The organism is Leisingera sp. XS_AS12, from assembly GCF_041224635.1.
GTDB lineage: Bacteria > Pseudomonadota > Alphaproteobacteria > Rhodobacterales > Rhodobacteraceae > Leisingera.
This window is the reverse complement of record NZ_JBGFGM010000104.1, coordinates 81,761-97,995: the sequence shown is the minus strand read 5'-3', so window position 1 is coordinate 97,995 and position 16,235 is coordinate 81,761. Positions and strand designations below refer to the sequence as shown.

Genomic DNA, 16,235 nt, shown 5'->3' with positions numbered 1-16,235 from the left:
ACGGCCCCCTGCCCTGCGTCACATTGCCCAAATGGGGTTTGACTAACCCGGTCCGGACGCGCGAAGGTGTCTTAAAAACAGGGAAAATGCGATCTCATGCACGTCTCAACCCCGCCAGGCGGGCCATATTGAATGCAACCGCTTCTGTCCGTCGAGAACCTCAGCATCGGATTCGGCAAGGGCGCGCCGGTGGTGCAGGACGTCAGCTTTGCGGTGCAGCCGGGCGAGACACTGGCGCTGGTCGGTGAAAGTGGCTCCGGCAAGACCGTGTCCTGCCGCGCGGTGCTGCGCATCCTGCCCAAGGTGGCGCAGCTGCGCTCGGGGCGGATCCTGCTGAACACCGGCGGCAAGCAGCGCGACCTTGCCACATTGGACGAACGCCGCATGCGCGATGTGCGCGGCAACATCATCTCGATGATCTTCCAGGAGCCGATGCGCTCGCTCTCCCCCCTGCACCGGATCGGCAACCAGGTGTCCGAAGTGCTGTGGCTGCACGGCGGCAAGACCGAGCGCGAGGCGCGCAAGCTGGTGCTGGAGTGTTTCGAGCGTGTGGGGTTCCCCGATCCCGAACGCACCTACCGCTCCTACCCGTTCGAGCTGTCGGGCGGCATGCGGCAGCGGGCGATGATCGCGATGGCGATGGTGGCCAAGCCCGAGCTGCTGATCGCGGATGAGCCGACAACGGCGCTGGATGTGACGACGCAGGCGCAGGTGCTGGGCCTGATGAAGGACCTGCAGCGCGAGACCGGCATGGCGATGATCCTGGTGACCCACGATCTCGGCGTGGTCGCCAACATGGCCGAGCAGGTGGTGGTGATGCACAAGGGCCGGGTGATGGAAGCAGGCCGCGCCGAGCCGCTGCTGCGCGCGCCCGCCCACCCCTACACCCAGGCGCTGTTCAACGCCGCCCCCGCCATCCCGGACGAGGCCGTGGTTGCCATTCCGCCGCCGCGCGATGACCTCATCATGGAAATGAAGTCGGTCTCCAAGACCTACACGCTGCGGTCGGGCAAGGGCTGGCGGGCACCGGTTCTGATCCAGGCCTGCCGCGAGATCGACCTGCGGGTGACCCGCGGCGAGACCCTGGCCATCGTCGGCGAAAGCGGCTCGGGCAAGACCACCGCGGCGCGCATCGCGCTGGGGGCAGAGCCCCCCGATCCCGGCGGCAGCGTGCTGTTCCGCCCCGACCCCGACCAGCCGCCGGTGAAGGTGCATGACATGGACCGCGCCGAGCGCATGGCCTTTCAGCGGCAGGCGCAGATGGTGTTTCAGGATCCCTATTCCTCGCTGTCGCCACGGATGCGCATTCAGGACACGCTGGTGGAGCCTCTCGACATTCACGGTATCGGCAGCCGCAGCGAGCGGCGCGAAAAGGCGGCCGAGAAGCTGCGGCTGGTGGGGCTGTCTCCCGACATGCTGCAGCGCTATCCGCATGCGTTCTCGGGCGGTCAGCGCCAGCGCCTGTCGATTGCCCGCGCGCTGATGCTGGAACCGTCGCTGATCGTCTGCGACGAGCCGACCTCTGCGCTGGATGTCTCGGTGCAGGAGCAGATCCTGCGCCTGCTGGAGGACATCCGCGACCAGCAGAAACTGTCCTACCTGTTCATCAGCCACGATCTGGCGGTGGTGGCGCGCATCGCCGACGAGGTGGCGGTGATGCGGCGCGGCCTGATCGTCGAGCAGGCACCGCCGGAAACCCTGTTCTACAACCCCCAGCATCCCTACACCAAGGCGCTTATCGCGGCCCAGCCGGAGCCGGACATAGACCGTCCCATCGATCTGAAGCTGGTGGCCCAGGGCGCAGGCGCCCCGGAACAATGGCCCGAGGCCTTCCGCTTTCAAGGCCCCATGGCGCCGCCCTTGGTGCAACTGCCGCAACTGGAGGCTGGTCACAAGGTACGCTGCCATGTTTGACGTGATGAAACCCCTTCTTGCGGCGCTGTGCCTAGCCGCCCTGCCCGCCTTGGCGCAGCCGCCGGTGCAGGAAAGCGCCTTCTGGCGGGCCGAGGTCGACGCCGGGCACCTGCCGCCCGTGGCCGAGCGCCTCCCCGAAGTGCCGCTGGTGGTCGATCTCGCCGCCAAAGGCCGGACGCATGGCGTTCAGGGGGGCACGCTGAACACCATGGTGACCCGCTCCAAGGACATCCGGCAGATGGTGGTCTATGGCTATGCCCGGCTGGCGGGCTATGGCGAAGATTACAAGCTGCGGCCCGACATCCTGCTGGACTATGAAAACGAGAACAACCGCCGCTTTACCCTCAGGCTGCGCCCCGGGCACCGCTGGTCCAATGGTGACTCCTTCACTTCGGACGATTTCCGCTACTGGTGGGAGGACGTCGCCAACAACGAGCTGCTGAGCCCCTCCGGGCCACCGGATTTCCTGCGGGCGGGCGGCCAACTGCCGCGGGTCAGCTTCCCGGATGAAACCACCGTCATCTACGAGTGGGACCACCCCAACCCCGGCTTTCTGCACACGCTGGCACTGGCGCGTCCCCCCTTCATCTACCGTCCCGCGAAGTTTCTGAAGAAGTTCCACGCCGATTACGCCGATCCCGATGCGCTGGCGGAAGAGGTCGATTACGCCCGCGTCAAAAGCTGGGCGGCGCTGCACAACAAGTACGACAACATGTACAAATTCGACAATCACGAGCTGCCGACCCTGCAGCCCTGGATCAATGCCTCGGCCGGCAAGAAGATCCGCCACCAGTTCGTGCGCAACCCCTATTACCACCGGATCGACAGCCGCGGCGTGCAGCTGCCCTATATCGACACGGTCGAAATGGAGATCGTCGGCGCCGGGCTGGTGGCCGCCAAGTCGAACGCCGGCGAGACGGATCTGCAGGCCCGCGGGCTGGATTTCCGCGACATTCCGATCCTGCGCAAGGGCGAGAAGGACGGCGGCAACTACCGCACCTACCTGTGGGGCAGCGGGGCGGCCTCGCAGATTGCGATCTATCCCAACCTGAACGTCAACGACCCGGTGTGGCGCAAGGTGTTCCGCGACGTGCGCGTGCGCCGGGCGTTGTCGCTGGCGATCAATCGGCGCGCCATCAACCGGGCCCTGTATTTCAACCTCGCCAAGCCGGGCGCGATGGCCGTGCTGGAGCAAAGCGCCTTTTTCGACCAGAGCCTGCGTGACGCCTGGGCAGACTTCGACCCGGAAGAGGCCAACCGCCTGCTGGACGAGGCCGGACTGGACAAGCGCGACGCCTATGGCATCCGCTACCTGCCTGACGGACGCCGGATGGAATTGATAGTGGAAACCGCGGGCGAACGTCAGGAAGAGGAAAACGCGCTCCAGATCATCACCGACGATTGGCGCGACGTGGGCGTGAAGCTGGTGATGCGCCCCCTCGACCGCGACATCCTGCGCAACCGGGTGTTCTCCGGCACCACCATGGCCTCGACGTGGTTCGGCTGGGACAACGGCCTGCCGCAACCCTATACCTCGCCGGTCTATCTGGCCCCCACGGACCAGACCTTCCTGTCCTGGCCGAAGTGGGGGCAGTATTATCAGACCGGCGGCCAGGCCGGTGAACCGCCGGACTTGCCCGAAGCGCAGCGCCTGCTGTCGCTGCTGGAGGACTGGGAGGCTGCCACCACCGGAGAGGAGCGCAGCGCCGCCTGGCGCGAGATGCTGCAGATCCATGCGGATCAGGTCTTTGCCATCGGCGTGGTGGCGGCGGCGCCGCAGCCGGTGGTGGTGTCCAATCGACTGCGGAACGTGCCGGAGCAGGCGATCTGGGCCTGGGATCCGGGCGCACATTTCGGGGTCTACCGGCCGGATGAATTCTACTTCGAGGACGGCCAGGGCTGATGGAAATTCTGCGCTACGCTCTTTACCGCTTTGGCACCATGCTGCTGACGTTGCTGGTGGTATCGGTGCTGATCTTCATCATCATCAACCTGCCGCCCGGCGATTACCTGTCCAACCAAATCGCCGAACTGCAGGCCACCGGCCAATCCGCCGGCGTCGCCAAGGCGGAATTTCTGCGCAAGGAATACGCGCTGGATAAGCCGCTGTGGCAGCAATACATGATCTGGATGGGGTTCATGCCCGGCCCGCACGGGTTTTCCGGCATGATCCAGGGCAACTACGGCTGGTCGTTCGAGTTTGACAGCCCGGTGGCCGAGATCGTCGGCGACAGCCTGTGGCTGACGGTGCTGGTCAACCTCGCCGCGGTGCTGTTTGTTTATCTGGTGGCGCTGCCGCTGGGCGTGCTGGCCGCGGCACGGGCGCGGTCCTGGGTCGACTACACCACCGCCTTTGTCGGCTACCTCGGACTTGCGACGCCGAACTTCCTGCTGGCGCTGATCCTGTTCTATTACGGCCACCGCTGGTTCGACCTGCCGATCGGCGGGCTGATGGCGCCCGAATACGAGGGGCTGCCGATGAGCTGGGACAAGGTGAAGTCGATCCTTGCGCATCTGATCGTGCCAACCTTCGTGATCGGCACCGCCGGCGCCTCGGCGATGATGCAGCGGCTGCGCGCCAACATGCTGGACGAGCTGGGCAAACCCTACGTCGAGACCGCCATCGCCAAGGGCATGAAGCCGTCGCGGATGCTGGCGAAATACCCGCTGCGGGTGGCCTTCAACCCCTTTGTGGCCGACATCGGCAACCTCTTGCCCTCGATGATCTCGGGCTCCGTTCTGGTCTCGGTGGTGCTGGGGCTGCAGACCATCGGCCCCACCCTGCTGACGGCGTTGAAGACGCAGGACATGTTCCTGTCCGGCTTCGTGCTGATGTTCGTGGCGCTGCTGACGCTGATCGGCACGATGGTGTCGGATGTTCTGCTGATGCTGCTGGACCCGCGGATCCGCTATGAAGGAAAAAGCGCATGACCCAGCTGCCCGACGGTCGCTATGTCGACGACGCGCCCTATGACCCGAAGGCCGCCCTGCTGGAGGTGGAGCGCAAGGATCTGGACGCGCCCAACTGGCTTTTGGTCTGGCGCAAGTTCCGCACCCACAGGCTGGGGCTGGTCTCGGGCATCTTTCTGCTGATCTGCTATGTGCTGCTGCCGGTGGCCGGCTTCATCGCGCCCTACGGGCCGAACCAGCGCCACAGCGAGCATCTGTACTCCCCGCCGCAATCGATCAACCTGTTCCACGAGGGAGAGTTCATCGGCCCCTATGTCTATCCGCTGACCTCGCACGCGGATCTGGAAAGCTTTCAGTGGGTGTTCACCCCGGATCTGGAAAACCCGCAGAAGCTGAAGTTCTTCTGCGAGGGCACCGAGTACCATATCGCCGGGCTGATCCCCTCCACCACGCATCTGTTCTGCTCGCCGGACCCGGCCAAGCCGGTGTTCCTGTGGGGCTCCGACCGGCTGGGGCGGGACATGTTCTCGCGCATTCTGTACGGCGCGCAACTGTCGCTGACGGTGGGCCTGATCGGGATCACCGTGTCCTTCGTGCTGGGCATTTTCTTTGGCTCGCTGGCGGGCTACCTGGGCGGCAAGACCGACTGGGTCATCAACCGGGTGATCGAGGTGCTGCGCTCCCTGCCCGAACTGCCGCTGTGGCTGGCGCTGTCGGCGGCGGTGCCGTCGAACTGGTCGCCGGTGACGGTGTTCTTCATCATCTCGATCATTCTCGGCATTCTCGACTGGCCGGGGCTGGCGCGGGCGGTGCGGGCCAAGTTCCTGTCCCTGCGCGAGGAGGAATTCGTGCGCGCAGCCGAGATGATGGGCGCCTCCTCGGGCCGGGTGATCCGCAAGCATCTGCTGCCGAACTTCATGTCGCACCTGATCGCCTCGGCCACGCTGTCGATCCCGGCGATGATCCTCGGCGAGACCGCGCTGTCGTTCCTTGGCCTTGGTCTGCGGGCACCAGCGGTCAGCTGGGGCGTGATGCTGAACGATGCGCAGAACCTCGCCTCGATCGAGATCTACCCCTGGACCGCCATTCCGATGCTGCCGATCGTGATCGTGGTGCTGGCGTTCAATTTCCTCGGCGATGGGCTGCGCGACAGCCTGGACCCGTACCAGCATTGAGCCTGATCTCTGCCCTCCCCGCGCCCGGTCACTACCGTATCACCGGCACCGGCCACTGGCAGAGCGCCTTTGCCGTGACCGAACTGGCCACGGCCTCGGTCGCTGCCGTCGGGGTGGAGCTGGCCAAGCTGATCGCCGCGCTGAACCTGGCACCTGCGCCGCCGGAGGTCACGGTGGACCAGCGCCTGGCCTCGCTGTGGTTCAGCTACAGCTTCCGGCCCGAGGGCTGGGAAATGCCCGGTCTGTGGGACGCCATCGCGGGCGATTATGAAACCGCGGACGGCTGGATCAGGCTGCACACCAACCTGCCCCACCATCGCCGCGCCGCGCTGCAGGTGCTGGGCTGCGCCGAGGACCGCCCGGCGGTGGCTGCCGCGGTACGCGGCTGGCGGGCAGAGGATCTGGAAACCGCGGTGGTTTCGGCTGGTGGCGTGGCCGCGGCCATGCGCAGCCGGGCGGCATGGCTCGCCCATCCGCAGGGCCGCGCGGTGGCGGCGGAGCCGCTGATCCGTTGGGGCGCACGCCGCGAGATCCACCTGCGGAACCGGCCCCGGGCGACGCGGGAACGGCCCCTGGCCGGGCTGCGCGTGCTGGATCTGACGCGGGTGATCGCAGGGCCGGTGTCGACCCGCACGCTGGCCGGTTTTGGCGCCGAGGTTCTGCGTATCGATCCGCCCGGCTGGGACGAGCCGGGGGTGATCACGGATGTGTCACTGGGCAAGCGCATGGCGACGCTGGATCTGCGCAGCAGCACCGGGCGGCAACAGTTTCAGGCGCTGCTGGCGCAGGCCGATGTGCTGGTGCACGGCTACCGCCCCGGCGCGCTGGACGGGCTGGGCTTCGGCGCCGAGACCCGCCGCCGCGTCGCGCCCGACCTGATCGAAGTGGCATTGGACGCCTACGGCTGGACCGGCCCCTGGGCGCAGCGGCGCGGCTTCGACAGCCTCGTGCAGATGAGCGCGGGCATCGCCGATGCAGGCCGCAGCTGGGCGGGCGCCGACCGCCCCGTGCCACTGCCGGTGCAGGCGCTGGACCATGCCACCGGCTATCTGATGGCGGCAGCAGTGGTGTCGGCGCTGCACACCGCCCAGGGCGGCGCGCCGGTTGCCACCGCGCGCCTGTCGCTGGCCCGCACGGCAGAGGAACTGGCAGCGCTGCCGCAGTCTGCCGGGGGCGGTGTCATCGAGGGCGCAGAGGACGCGGACTTTGCCGCCGCGCTGGAGGCCAGCGGCTGGGGGCCGGGTCGACGCCTGCTGCCGCCCCTGCGGCTGGGGCAGACGGCGATGCGCTGGGACCTGCCCGCCGCACGCTGCGACAGCGCCGCACCACGCTGGCAGTAGCAGGCGGGCCTAGGGGCGCTGCCCCTCATAGCGGTCCCGGGAAATACACCCCGGAGACTATTCAGCCAGAAACAGGCCTGCTTCCGCAACGGCGACGTCAGCGGTCGTCGCCATTGCCGCCCATTTCATCCAGCGCATCTTCGTCGATGGCAGCTTGCACCGCCCCCGTGGCCAGCTGTTTCTGTTTCGGCGTCAGCTCGTCTTCCTGATCCGGAGCCAGCCGAACGGTGACCTCGCGGTGGGCGAACTTGATGCCTTCGCGCGCGAACAGCTCGCGGATCTCCTGGTACACCCGCTTGCGCACCAGCCACTGATCGCCCGGTTTGGTCATGAATTTCACCCGGATGATCATGGCCGAATCCTGCATCTCGATCACACCCTGCGACTTCAGCGGCTGGATGAAGGCATCGCCGATCACCGGGTCTTCCAGCAGGCTTTGGCCCAGCTTCTTGATCAGCTTGCGCACTTTTTCGACGTCGGTGTCATAGGTGACCCGCAACGGCAGCTTCATCATCACCCAGTCGCGGGAGTAATTGGTCAGCACCTTGATTTCGCCAAAGGGAATCGTGTGCAGCGCACCAAGATGATGGCGCAGCTGGAAAGAGCGCACCGAGATCTTCTCGACCGTGCCTTTGACCTCGCCGATGTCGATGTATTCCCCTTTGCGGAAGGCGTCATCGACCAGGAAGAACGCGCCCGAGAAGATGTCTCGGACCAGTGTTTGCGAGCCGAACCCTACGGCAAGACCAACGACACCGGCACCGGCGAACAGCGGGCTGACGTTTATGCCCAGTTCCAGCAGAACGATGAGCACGATCGACACCACAACCACGGCCAGTATGGCCCCGCGAAACAGCGGCAGCAGGGTTGCAAGGCGACTTGCGCCACCGGCTCCGCCCTCGTCCCCGAGTTCTGCCTCCGCCGGTGCGGACCCGACTTCTTCATCGATCTTGCTGTCGATCCAGATACGGAACAGGTGATAGACGATGTAGCCGATGAACAGGATCACCGTTATGTCGATCACCCGGTCGGCGGAGGTGGTGTTCAGCCAGGCGGCATCGGGGTTCCACACGATCACCAGCGAATAGGCGCCGACCACGAAGGCCAGAATACCGGCCACGCGGCGGGCAAGATCCTGGTAGGTCGCTATGGGGTGGCGGCGCGGCAGCGGCGGCGAGACCTCGACGGCCTCGGCTGGCGCGTCCGGTACATCGGCTTCGCCCGCCTCTTCCCCCTCTGCCGAGCCGGACTCCGCCCCCTCCTCTTCGAGCGACGGCGCAGACTCGTGACGACGCGCGCGACTGAAATAGCGTTCAATGAAATAGTTGATGACACCGTAGACGATCAGGATCGTGGTCAGCACGAAATAACTGCCCGCCATCACCGGCACCGCCATGTCATTTTCCAGCACCAGGTCAAACGCCAGCTTGAGCCAGCCAAAGATCATGTAGGCGATCAGAACCGGCGCCCAGGCCAGCGCCAGCCCCCGCACGAGCCAGGAACATTCCTCGGGCGGTCGGCCTGCACGGATGGCATTGGAAATGGCCCGCCCGTTGACCAGCACAAGCACCAGGTTCCCGAAGGTCCCCACAAGCGCCAGAACGCCATAAACCAGCGCATAGACGTTGTAGTTGAGCCCGAAATCACCCACCCAGGTGGCAAACAGGACCGAGGAAATGTCATAGGTCGCCAGCAACGATGCCCAGATGTAGAGCCGCCGGGCATCCCGGTCGGAGAACACCGGAATGCGGTATTGCGATAGATAGGGCGACAGCACCATGCGCCACAGATCCGACACGGTCCGGGCCAGGAAAAAAGCGGTGTAGATCGCGGTGGTGGTAAACTCGATTGAGGGATCGCCGGACGGACCGAAGATCACATAGGACGCAAGGGCGGCAAACAGCATCGCAAAGACGGTGCCCCCGACCCCCATGAAGAACCGGAAAATCAGGAACGGCATTTTCTCCTGATAGCCTTCGGGCTGCTGCTTGATGCGTGCGACCACGTAGCGTTTGGCAATACGCTTGCCGTAGATCTCGACCGACAACCAGCGGCCGATCATCAGCAACAGCACGCTCCATCCCAGCACTTCGACATAGGTGCTGATGCGCCCGTCGGGGCTGGTCTGGCGCAGGATGTACTGCATTTCAAAGACCGAATAGGGCAGCGCCTCGAGACGGCTGGCAAGCTCGGCCCGGAAGGCCGCGACCTTGGACTGCGCCTGCATCAGCGCCGAGGGCTTTTCCATGTGCTCGCCTGTCGGCTGCCCGCTCGTCTCGGGGGGCGCGGGCGGGGTCAGCAGCTGCCCGTTGCTGTCAACAACGACCACGCCGACGCCTGCCTTCGCGGCCTGTTCGAGAATACGGGACAGGCTATCCGCGCTCGCCGGTTCACGTTCCTGCGCTTCGGCGTGAGCAACCGATGACAGGATCAGGAGCCCCATCAGCAGAATTCGACAAACAACGTGCAGCATGGGCGCCTATCCTTCTGGAATTGTATCCAGAATTAACCACGCGCGGTAACGTCATGCAAATTTTCCCGACGCGGATCAGATTGCCCCCTTGCCCCTGCCGCATGATTGCATAGGTGCGGGGGGCAGGTTATACCGATCCCAACCTCCGCCGACGGGCGGGCAGCAGCGCAGCTTTGTCCCGCGGGTGCGGTCGGCTGTATCCTGCAAAAGCAGAACCAACAGTCGGCACCCCGCCCTCAGCAGTCGGGGCTGCGCAACCCGAGGCAGAGAATGGCAAAATACGACAGCCCCCGCCCGGCCCCAGGCTCAGCCCCCAACCCCCGTGTTCCGGTCCTGGCGCCGCCCGTTTCGGCCGGTTTGGGCGTGGACCCTTCAGGCAAGCGAGCCCATGACACAGCCAGGTGAATCCCCAGCCTCTGCGAGCTCCCCGAAACGCGGGCCGCGGGTCATGTTCTACAGTCACGACACGTTCGGGCTCGGCCATTTACGCCGCTCCCGGGCCTTGGCAGGCGCCATCACCACCGCGACGCCGCAATCCTCCGCGCTGATCCTGACCGGATCGCCGGTTGCGGGGCGGTTCTCGTTCCCGGCCGGGGTCGATCACATCCGCCTGCCCGGCGTCATCAAGCGCTCCGACGGCTCCTATGCCTCGCGCACCATGGGCATGAGCATCGAGGAAACCGCCGAACTGCGGGCAGCCCTGATCCGCTCCACCGTGGAGCAATACCAGCCAGATGTGCTGGTTGCGGACAAGGAACCGACCGGCTTTCGCGGCGAATTGATCCCCGCGCTGGAGTTCCTGAAGTCGGAAGGCCGCTGCAAACTGGTACTGGGGCTGCGCGATGTGCTGGATGCGCCCGACGTGCTGGCCGCGGAATGGGAGCGCAAGCAGGCGGTCGAGGCCACCCGCGACTTCTATGACGAGATCTGGGTTTATGGGCCGAAGTCCGTCTATGACCCGACCGAGGGCCTGCCGTTCACGCCGCAGATGCGGGCCCGGATGCACTGGACCGGCTACCTGCGCCGCGACCTGGGCCAGGTCGGCGAACCGCCGCAGCAACCCTATCTGCTGGTCACCGCCGGTGGCGGGGGCGACGGAGAGATGATGGTGGATCTGGTGCTGTCTGCCTACGAGGCCGACCCGGACCTGTCTCCGCGTGCCGTGCTGGTCTATGGCCCCTTCCTGTCGGGTGACACGCGCGCGGATTTCGAACAGCGGGTGGCCCGTTTGCAGGGGCGCGTAACCGCCGTCGGCTTTGAATCGCAGATCGAAACCCTGTTCGCCGGAGCCCAGGGCGTGGTCTGCATGGGCGGCTACAACACCTTCTGCGAGGTGTTGTCGTTTGACAAACCCGCAGTGATCGTGCCGCGCACGACCCCACGTCTCGAACAGTGGATCCGCGCCAACCGCGCCGAGGAACTGGGGCTGTCGACCATGCTGGATGAAACCCGTGACGGTTGGACGGCTTCGGCCCTGGCCCGTGCAATCCGCGCCCTCGCCACCCAGCAGCCGCCCTCTGCCGCAGGCTCGGAAGGTTTGCTGGACGGGCTCGACTATGTCACCCGTCGGGTCCAGATCCTGTTGCAGGACGCGCAGCAGAGGACGGCAGAATGACCGCCGCTCGCCCGCCGCTGGCGTTGGTGGTCAAGGGCTGGCCGCGACTGTCAGAAACCTTCATCGCGCAGGAGCTGGTGGCGCTGGAAGCCGCTGGCCACAGTTTTGAGATCTGGTCGCTGCGCCACCCCACCGACGTCAAGCGCCACCCGCTGCATCAGCAGTTGCAGGCACGGGTGAACTACCTGCCGGAATACCTGTACGAGGAACCCGACCGGGTCTGGCGCGCCCGCGCCGCCGCGCAGCAGCTGCCGGGCTACGCCGAGGCCTACCGCGTCTGGCGCGCCGACCTGCGCCGCGACTGCACCCCCAACCGGATCCGCCGCTTTGGCCAGGCCTGCGTGCTGGCCGCCGAGATGCCCGCCGAGGTGCTGGGGCTGTACGCGCATTTCCTGCACACGCCGTCCTCGGTCGCGCGCTACGCCGCCATCATGCGCGGCCTGCCGTGGAGTTTCTCCGCCCACGCCAAGGACATCTGGACCTCGCCCGACTGGGAGATCACCGAGAAACTCTCTGCCGCGCATCACGGGGCCGCGTTCGGTGCGACCTGCACCGGCTTTGGCGCCCGTCATCTGCAGGACATGGCCGATACGCCCGACCGGGTGGATCTGGTCTATCACGGGCTGGACCTGTCACGCTTTCCGGCCCCGCCGCAACGAAGCCCGCGCCAGCCGCAGGACCCCGTGCATTTCATGTCCGTCGGGCGGCTGGTGGAGAAGAAGGGCTTTGACCGGCTGATCGCGGCGCTGGCGCTGCTGCCTGCGGGGCTGGACTGGCATTGGACCCATATCGGCGGCGGCGGCCTTGGCGATCTGCTGCAAGGCATGGCCGAGGATGCGGGCATCGCCGATCGCATCACCTGGCGCGGCGCCTGCGACCAGCCAGAGGTGATCGAGGCGATGCGGGCCAGCGATCTGTTCGTGCTGCCCAGCCGGGTGGCCGCCGACGGCGACCGCGACGGGCTGCCGAACGTGCTGATGGAGGCCGCCTCGCAAGGGTTGCCGATCCTGTCGACGCCGGTGTCGGCCATCCCCGAGTTCATCACCCACGGCACCCACGGCCTGCTGAGCGAGGACAGCCCCGAGATGCTGGCCGAAAGCCTGCTCTATGCCGCGCGGCATCCGGACCGGCTGGCAGAAATGGCCGAAGCCGCGCTGGAGCGGCTGCGCAGCGACTTTGGCATGGACCCCGGCATTGCCCAGCTGTCGCGGCGGCTGAAGGCGATGCTGGCGCAGGATTGATCACGGATGGCACCGGGACGCGGCACGCGGATCGCCTTTTACGCGCCAATGAAGCCGCCGCACCACCCGGTGCCCTCGGGCGACCGCGCGATTGCCCGCAACCTGATGGCGATGCTGACCGCCAGCGGGGCCGAAGTGCAGCTTGCCTCGGAACTGCGGATCTATGACAAGCAGGTCTGTGCAGAGACGCAAGCGAAGCTGAAAGATGCAGCCAGTCAAGAGGTCGCCCGGCTGCTGCGCGACATGCCCCCGGCGGATCTCTGGGTCACCTACCACAACTACTACAAGGCGCCGGACCTGATCGGGCCCGCCGTGGCGCGCGCCCGCGGCATGCCCTATGTGCAGATCGAATCCACCCGCGCGCAGAAACGGCTGAGCGGCGACTGGGCGGAGTTCGCCCGTGCGGCCCATGCCGCCGCCGATGCTGCCGCGGCAATCTTCTATTTCACCGAACACGACCGCTTTGCCCTGCAGCGGGACCGCACAGGCAGTCAACTGCTGGCGCAGCTGCCGCCCTTCCTGCCGCGCACCGCTCTGCCCCGCGCGTCCGCACTGGACGGACCGATGCTGACCGCTGCGATGATGCGCAAGGGCGACAAACTGGCATCCTACCGGCTGATCGCCGAATCTCTGTCGATGATGGCAGGCGACTGGCAGCTGGACATTGCCGGCGACGGCCCTGCCCGCCCGGAAGTCGAGGCGATGATGGCGCCCTTCGCCAGTCGCGTCCGGTTTCTGGGCCAGCTGTCGCAGGACGCTTTGGCAGAGGCCTATGCCCGCGCCAGCCTGCTGCTGTGGCCCGGCGTCAACGAGGCCTTCGGCATGGTCTACCTGGAGGCGCAGGCGCATGGGCTGCCGGTGGTGGCACAGGACCGGCCCGGCGTGCGTGACGTGCTCCTGCCCGGAACGTATCCTGCGCCAGAACAGGGTGCGGCGGGCCTCGCGGCACTGGCAACGGAACTGCTGGGCGATACCGCGCTGCGTCGCCACCGCGGCACCCAGGCCCGCGCGCGGATCGCGGGCCGCCATCTTGAACCGGCAGCGGTCGCTTGCTTCTGGAACACTGTCACCCCATTGATCGAGGTCTCCTGATGATCCGACTTGCCCTGCTGCGCCACGGCCATACCTCCTGGAACCGCGCGGGCCGCATTCAGGGCCGCAGCGATATCCCGATGGATGACACCGCCCGCGCCGAGCTGGCCGCACAAAGCCTGCCCCCGGACTGGGCGGATGCAGACCTGTGGTCCAGCCCGCTGAAGCGCGCGGCGGAGACCGCGGAACTGGTCGCGGGCCGCCCGCCCCGCACCGCGCCCGCGCTGACGGAAATGAACTGGGGCGAGTGGGAAGGACTGCACGGCACCGACCTGAAGGCGGACTCCAGCAGCGGTTTTCGCGACATCGAGGATTGGGGCTGGCACTACCGCCCGCCCGGCGGCGAAACCCCGGCCGAGGTCTGGGATCGCATTGAACCTTGGCTGCGGGGGCTGACGCGCGACACGGTCGCAGTCTGCCACATCGGCATCATGCGGATGATCCTCGCCCGCGCCCACGGCTGGGACTTTGACGGCCCCGCGCCCTTCCGCGTCAAGCGCAACCGGCTGTTCATCGTGGAAATCGACGGCCCGACCCTGCGCCCCGTGGATGAGCCCATCCGCCTGATCCGCGAGGAGACCGCATGAAAGTCCTGATCGCAGTCACGCATCTTCTGGGCACGGGCCATCTGTCGCGGGCGCTGACACTGGCACGGGCCTTCGACCACGAAGGGCATCAGGTCACGCTGGTCAGCGGCGGCTTTCCGGCACCGCAGCTGGACACGTGCGGCGTGACGCTGGTGCAGCTGCCGCCGCTGCGCTCTGACGGGGTGGATTTCACCCGGCTGCTGACCGCGGAAGGCTCCGTGGCGCAGGCTGAGGATCTGGCCCAGCGTCAGTCGCAGCTTTGCGCTGCCCTGCAAAAGGCGCAGCCAGATGTGCTGATTACCGAGCTTTACCCCTTTGGCCGCCGCTCCCTGCGCGGCGAGTTCCTGGCGCTGCTGGAGGCGGCCCACAAGATGCCGCGCCGCCCGGTGATCCTGTCTTCGGTGCGCGACATCCTGGCGCCGCCCTCGAAACCGGAAAAGGCCGAGAAGGCCGATGCGGTCATCTCGCATTTCTACGACGCGGTGCTGGTGCATTCCGACCCCGCCGCGACCCGGCTGCAGGTCAGCTGGCCGGTCTCGCCGATGCTGGAGGCCAAGCTGCGCTATACCGGCTACGTCGCCCCCGCCGCTGCCGGGCCGCACCCCGAGCGGGCCGGGACGGGCGAAATCCTGGTCAGCGCCGGTGGCGGCAGCGTCGGTGCCGATCTTTACCGCACCGCGCTGGAGGCCGCACGGCTGATGCCGGACCATCGCTGGCGGCTGCTGGTCGGCGGCACCGACGCAGCGGCGCGGATTGCGGAGTTTGCGCAGGCGGGCTCCCCCGCCTTGCTGGAACCTGCCCGCCCCGATTTCCGTCAGATGCTGTCGCATGCCGCCGCCTCTGTCAGCATGTGCGGCTATAATACCGCGTTGGATCTTCTGCAGGCGGCAACCCCGGCGGTGCTGATCCCCTTTGATGCGGGCAATGAGACCGAACAGAGCCTGCGCGCCGACAGCCTCGCACCACTTGATGGCATCGAGGTGCTGGCCACGGCCGCGCTGACGCCCGAGGCGCTATGCACTGCGGTCAAGGCTGCCATGCAGGCGCCGCAGCGTGATTCCAGCGGTTTCCGGTTTGACGGCGCCGCCCGGACCGTGGAGATTGCTGCGCAGCTGGAGAAGGAGCGCGGATGAAACCCGACTGGAACGAGCTGGATACAGAGCTGAGCCATTGGCGCGCGGCGCGCATGACGCTCCCCTTGTGGTGGCGCGATGATGACGCCACCTCCCATTCCACCGAGCTGGAACGCCTGGCCAAGGTCTCTGCCCGGCTGGAGCTGCCCGTACACCTGGCGGTGATCCCGCAGGGCGCCACGGCGGACCTTGCCCGATATGTCTCGGCACATCCGCAATTGCTGCCGGTTGTGCATGGCTGGGCGCATCAGAACCATGCCCCGGCGGGCGAGAAGAAAGCCGAATTCGGTGCCCATCGCCCCCTGGATGACCTGCTGGACGACGCCGAACGCGGGCTGGCGGCCTTAGAGGACCTGTTCGGCAGCGCCCTGCGCCCGATGTTCGTTCCGCCCTGGAACCGCATCACCCCGCAGATGCTGACCTGGCTCGCAGGCGCGGGGTACTCGGCAATTTCAACCTTCACGCCCCGCAAGCAGGCCAAACCTGCGCCGGGTTTGTTGCGGGTCAACACCCATCTGGATCCGATTGACTGGAAGGGGGGACGCGGGTTGCTGCCACCGCAGCAGCTGATTGCGCAAGTGACCCGCCAGCTGCGCGACCGCCGCCTCGGCGAAGCCGACAACAACGAACCCTATGGTCTGCTGACCCACCACCTTGTGCAGGACCGCGCGACGTGGGACTTCACCGTTGCCCTTGCAGAGCGCTTGCTGGCCGGACCGGCAGAAGCCTGGACCTTCGACGAAAGGATTTCCTGA

General features: G+C 66.6%; 12 protein-coding genes. 11 read left to right on the top strand and 1 reads right to left on the bottom strand.

The window, feature by feature from the left end:
* Nucleotides 1-132 precede the first annotated feature (132 nt).
* Genes AB9K35_RS13290 through AB9K35_RS13270 form a run of 5 tightly spaced genes read left to right on the top strand, consistent with a single transcriptional unit; the run spans nucleotide 133 to nucleotide 7,339 of the window.
* Nucleotides 133-1,914 (top strand): ABC transporter ATP-binding protein, encoded by a 1,782-nt coding sequence (locus AB9K35_RS13290; protein WP_222454924.1) that lies wholly within the window; start codon nucleotides 133-135, stop codon nucleotides 1,912-1,914.
* Nucleotides 1,907-3,817: an ABC transporter substrate-binding protein gene (locus AB9K35_RS13285; protein ID WP_369926745.1), complete on the top strand. Its 1,911-nt coding sequence runs from the start codon at nucleotides 1,907-1,909 to the stop codon at nucleotides 3,815-3,817. Before AB9K35_RS13290 ends, AB9K35_RS13285 begins: the two co-directional genes overlap by 8 nt.
* On the top strand, nucleotides 3,817-4,845 hold the full coding sequence (locus AB9K35_RS13280; protein WP_222454922.1) for an ABC transporter permease: 1,029 nt from the start codon (nucleotides 3,817-3,819) through the stop codon (nucleotides 4,843-4,845). The genes AB9K35_RS13285 and AB9K35_RS13280 overlap by 1 nt, the downstream gene beginning before the upstream one ends.
* Nucleotides 4,842-5,999: an ABC transporter permease gene (locus tag AB9K35_RS13275; RefSeq protein ID WP_369926743.1), complete on the top strand. Its 1,158-nt coding sequence runs from the start codon at nucleotides 4,842-4,844 to the stop codon at nucleotides 5,997-5,999. The genes AB9K35_RS13280 and AB9K35_RS13275 overlap by 4 nt, the downstream gene beginning before the upstream one ends.
* Nucleotides 5,996-7,339 carry a CoA transferase gene (locus AB9K35_RS13270; protein ID WP_369926741.1) on the top strand — a complete coding sequence of 448 codons (1,344 nt, stop codon included), beginning with the start codon at nucleotides 5,996-5,998 and terminating at the stop codon, nucleotides 7,337-7,339. Before AB9K35_RS13275 ends, AB9K35_RS13270 begins: the two co-directional genes overlap by 4 nt.
* Before the next feature lie 97 nt (nucleotides 7,340-7,436).
* On the opposite strand, the gene AB9K35_RS13265 is transcribed toward AB9K35_RS13270, so the two are convergent.
* The gene (locus AB9K35_RS13265; RefSeq protein WP_369926739.1) at nucleotides 7,437-9,812 is read right to left on the bottom strand and encodes a mechanosensitive ion channel domain-containing protein; all 2,376 of its coding nucleotides are present in this window, start codon (nucleotides 9,810-9,812) and stop codon (nucleotides 7,437-7,439) included.
* Between the two features lie 388 nt (nucleotides 9,813-10,200).
* On the opposite strand from AB9K35_RS13265, the gene AB9K35_RS13260 reads away from it, so the two are divergent.
* The 6 genes from AB9K35_RS13260 to AB9K35_RS13235 are packed head-to-tail and all read left to right on the top strand — an operon-like array spanning nucleotide 10,201 to nucleotide 16,235.
* Nucleotides 10,201-11,427: a glycosyltransferase family protein gene (locus tag AB9K35_RS13260; RefSeq protein WP_369926737.1), complete on the top strand. Its 1,227-nt coding sequence runs from the start codon at nucleotides 10,201-10,203 to the stop codon at nucleotides 11,425-11,427.
* Nucleotides 11,424-12,668: a glycosyltransferase family 4 protein gene (locus AB9K35_RS13255; RefSeq protein WP_369926736.1), complete on the top strand. Its 1,245-nt coding sequence runs from the start codon at nucleotides 11,424-11,426 to the stop codon at nucleotides 12,666-12,668. The genes AB9K35_RS13260 and AB9K35_RS13255 overlap by 4 nt, the downstream gene beginning before the upstream one ends.
* 6 nt (nucleotides 12,669-12,674) lie before the next feature.
* Entirely contained in the window at nucleotides 12,675-13,760 is a 1,086-nt protein-coding gene (locus AB9K35_RS13250; protein WP_369926734.1) for a glycosyltransferase family 4 protein, read from the top strand.
* Nucleotides 13,760-14,347: a histidine phosphatase family protein gene (locus AB9K35_RS13245; RefSeq protein ID WP_369926732.1), complete on the top strand. Its 588-nt coding sequence runs from the start codon at nucleotides 13,760-13,762 to the stop codon at nucleotides 14,345-14,347. Before AB9K35_RS13250 ends, AB9K35_RS13245 begins: the two co-directional genes overlap by 1 nt.
* On the top strand, nucleotides 14,344-15,480 hold the full coding sequence (locus AB9K35_RS13240; RefSeq protein ID WP_369926730.1) for a glycosyltransferase family protein: 1,137 nt from the start codon (nucleotides 14,344-14,346) through the stop codon (nucleotides 15,478-15,480). The genes AB9K35_RS13245 and AB9K35_RS13240 overlap by 4 nt, the downstream gene beginning before the upstream one ends.
* Complete coding sequence (locus tag AB9K35_RS13235) at nucleotides 15,477-16,235, top strand: polysaccharide deacetylase family protein (protein ID WP_369926728.1); 759 nt, start codon at nucleotides 15,477-15,479, stop codon at nucleotides 16,233-16,235. Before AB9K35_RS13240 ends, AB9K35_RS13235 begins: the two co-directional genes overlap by 4 nt.

Bases quoted from the DNA above. Each gene is read 5' to 3' on its own strand.
- AB9K35_RS13290 (WP_222454924.1), top strand. From the start codon at position 133: ATGCAACCGCTTCTGTCCGTCGAGAACCTCAGCATCGGATTCGGCAAG.
- AB9K35_RS13235 (WP_369926728.1), top strand. From the start codon at position 15,477: ATGAAACCCGACTGGAACGAGCTGGATACAGAGCTGAGCCATTGGCGC.
- AB9K35_RS13240 (WP_369926730.1), top strand. From the start codon at position 14,344: ATGAAAGTCCTGATCGCAGTCACGCATCTTCTGGGCACGGGCCATCTG.
- AB9K35_RS13285 (WP_369926745.1), top strand. From the start codon at position 1,907: ATGTTTGACGTGATGAAACCCCTTCTTGCGGCGCTGTGCCTAGCCGCC.
- AB9K35_RS13275 (WP_369926743.1), top strand. From the start codon at position 4,842: ATGACCCAGCTGCCCGACGGTCGCTATGTCGACGACGCGCCCTATGAC.
- AB9K35_RS13260 (WP_369926737.1), top strand. From the start codon at position 10,201: ATGACACAGCCAGGTGAATCCCCAGCCTCTGCGAGCTCCCCGAAACGC.
- AB9K35_RS13280 (WP_222454922.1), top strand. From the start codon at position 3,817: ATGGAAATTCTGCGCTACGCTCTTTACCGCTTTGGCACCATGCTGCTG.
- AB9K35_RS13245 (WP_369926732.1), top strand. From the start codon at position 13,760: ATGATCCGACTTGCCCTGCTGCGCCACGGCCATACCTCCTGGAACCGC.
- AB9K35_RS13250 (WP_369926734.1), top strand. From the start codon at position 12,675: ATGGCACCGGGACGCGGCACGCGGATCGCCTTTTACGCGCCAATGAAG.
- AB9K35_RS13265 (WP_369926739.1), bottom strand. From the start codon at position 9,812: ATGCTGCACGTTGTTTGTCGAATTCTGCTGATGGGGCTCCTGATCCTG.
- AB9K35_RS13255 (WP_369926736.1), top strand. From the start codon at position 11,424: ATGACCGCCGCTCGCCCGCCGCTGGCGTTGGTGGTCAAGGGCTGGCCG.